General features: G+C 55.3%; 1 protein-coding gene and 3 pseudogenes. 3 read left to right on the forward strand and 1 reads right to left on the reverse strand.

What is annotated here, in order from left to right; translation table 11 throughout:
• The 3 genes and pseudogenes from AAAB35_RS03520 to AAAB35_RS03530 form a co-directional block, all read left to right on the forward strand.
• Nucleotides 1-329, forward strand: a pseudogene (locus AAAB35_RS03520) (MgtC/SapB family protein); the annotation flags it as partial.
• Nucleotides 330-631: 302 nt separating this feature from the next.
• A complete protein-coding gene (locus tag AAAB35_RS03525; RefSeq protein WP_340666847.1) occupies nt 632-1,273 on the forward strand; it encodes an IMP cyclohydrolase in 642 nt (213 codons plus the stop codon).
• Nucleotides 1,274-1,381: 108 nt separating this feature from the next.
• Nucleotides 1,382-1,577: pseudogene (locus AAAB35_RS03530) on the forward strand (transposase domain-containing protein); the annotation flags it as partial.
• A gap of 92 nt (nt 1,578-1,669) precedes the next feature.
• Here the strand turns inward: AAAB35_RS03530 and AAAB35_RS03535 are convergent.
• Nucleotides 1,670-1,930 (reverse strand): annotated as a pseudogene (locus AAAB35_RS03535) (transposase); the annotation flags it as partial.
• Nucleotides 1,931-2,160 lie beyond the last annotated feature (230 nt).

Genomic DNA, 2,160 nt, shown 5'->3' on the forward strand with positions numbered 1-2,160 from the left:
GCATTGGTGTTATCGGCACCGCGGTAGCCTTTTTCTTTCTTTCCCCGATGCAGGCTTTGGACAAGTGGCTAACTAGGCGGCATCGGGCGACCGTTGAAATCCTTGTCGATGGAACTCTGAGAGAGGAGGACGTGAGACGGGTGCTCGATGCTTATGACTGCACGGTTCAATTCGTCTCAAGCCGCACTCACCACCACGACACCCAGCATTTGCTGGTCTTCGACGTCAGATGGAAATCCAGGACAGCCGCCAGTACGGAAATGGTTCATCGTGAACTTCAGCGGCACTTCAGGGTCGAGCATTTTGCTCTTAGCCAATACCCCGTCTGAGGTCGGCCAAATATCTCGGTTGGAACCTTCGCACATCCACAAACATCGGCACAGCCCAACCGCGAAGCAGTCAAAATGCCGGAGGAAGAGAAAACAAAATGGTACCACGGGGGCTAGCGCGTGGAACGGAGCCCTTGCGCGCGCGCCTCCAATATTAGATGCGTTGGTAAGGCGACCTTGCGACAGAAGCGCTCTGCTAGGCAGTTCGGAGGGTCAGTTGTGTATTCGCACCACCGGCAATCTGTGCAGATTGGGAATTCGTTGCTACGCTCACCAGCATTACAAGCTGGAGAATTTGCTAAATGTATGTTGGTCGAATTGTTGGAGTAGGTCGCAGTCAAAAAGGCGATTTAATTGCGGCATACCGGGTTTCGAGCAGGTCGTTTTTCAACAGGAAGGTAGTACAGCTCGGTAACACCATGCAAATTGTCGCCCAACAAGGAAGCGCTGATGCAGCGTCCGACAGCCCATACATTGCCTATGAATGTCTTATTTGGAACTCTCGTTTTGCTGTTGTCAGTAATGGCACCCATACCAGGCCGATCTACGAGCGGCTCCAGGCGGGAAATGCCCCGCGAGATGCCATAGTGAGCGTTCTCGTAGGCCTGGACCGGGAGTTCGATCAGCACGATACGCCGCGAATTTGTGGCCTGGTTGATTTGACCGAAAACAAGCTTTGGCTCGGCAGCATAACCGCCACCAGCTTGTCCATCATTCCAATAGAGGCTCGGCCCGGCCAACTCGCATACATCACGACCTATGAGTTTCCACTACCTCGCACCGAGCAGGTAGATCAGGACCTTGATGCCGTTGACCCAAATGCAGTCTGCAGCCATATCATCCGTGAATCGGTCTTTTCTCAATTCGAGAATCCTGTTTGCGCGGCTTCTTGGATTGGGTCAGTATCGGGACATAAGACCGCAACGTTAAACTCCATCCACTGATCGCATGCAGCGAGATAGATGTTTTGGGCCATTGTCGCCCAGTTCTCCGCTCCAGCGTCATGCCCAGCAAACAGGGCATTCTTGCGATTATGCAAATCTTTGCATAACGGGAAAAATTGGCTCTTTGCCGGGTCAGGGCGGCAAGCGCATCGCCAATATCCTGAACAGCATCGAGACAACTAAACTCCATGGCCACAATCCAGAGGCCTATCTGACAGACGTCCTGACCAGGATCCAAAGCCATCCGAAGGATCGACTTGAGGAACTGCTCCCGTGGCAGTGGACTCCGTCAAAAGACCGATAGGAGGCAGCGTGATGGCACGCTCGAGGATCATCTATACCCTCAAAGAGGTCGCTGGGATGATCGGCGAAAACCTCGAGTTGATCGAAGAGGCGCCAACTCGGACAATAGGTGCCCCTCCTGAGTTTGGGAATGCGCAGTTCGACGGTCCCGGCCCGCGTCTCCCAGTCCCGGTCGCGATACCCTTGCGCTGGGGCCATGCCCAACGGGTTCTTCTCGCCATAAGCGGCACCGGTGGAGGCACCCACCTCCATCTCCATTAATCGCTCGGCGGCGAAGCCGATCATCTCCCGCAAAATATCGGCGTCGGGGGTCTTCTCTACGAGCGTGCGCAGGTTCATCATGACATCGGTCATCGGTGGTTCCTTCCAATCAGGTTGGTGTCAGCAACCCGACTTTACCGGAGAACTTCGATGACCGCCGCTCGCTCGCTACAGCGCTGATGAGGGCGCGCTCCCGAGCGGCTTCTCTACCGCCGAACTACACCACATAGCGTAATCGCTCAGGGCCCAGCCTTCCAGGCGGCGGCTCTCCACACTGTCCCTTGTCAACCGGGGCCAGTGTGCCGAAGCTATGAGGAGAACCG

This window comes from Phyllobacterium sp., from assembly GCF_037994425.1.
Lineage (GTDB): Bacteria > Pseudomonadota > Alphaproteobacteria > Rhizobiales > Rhizobiaceae > Phyllobacterium.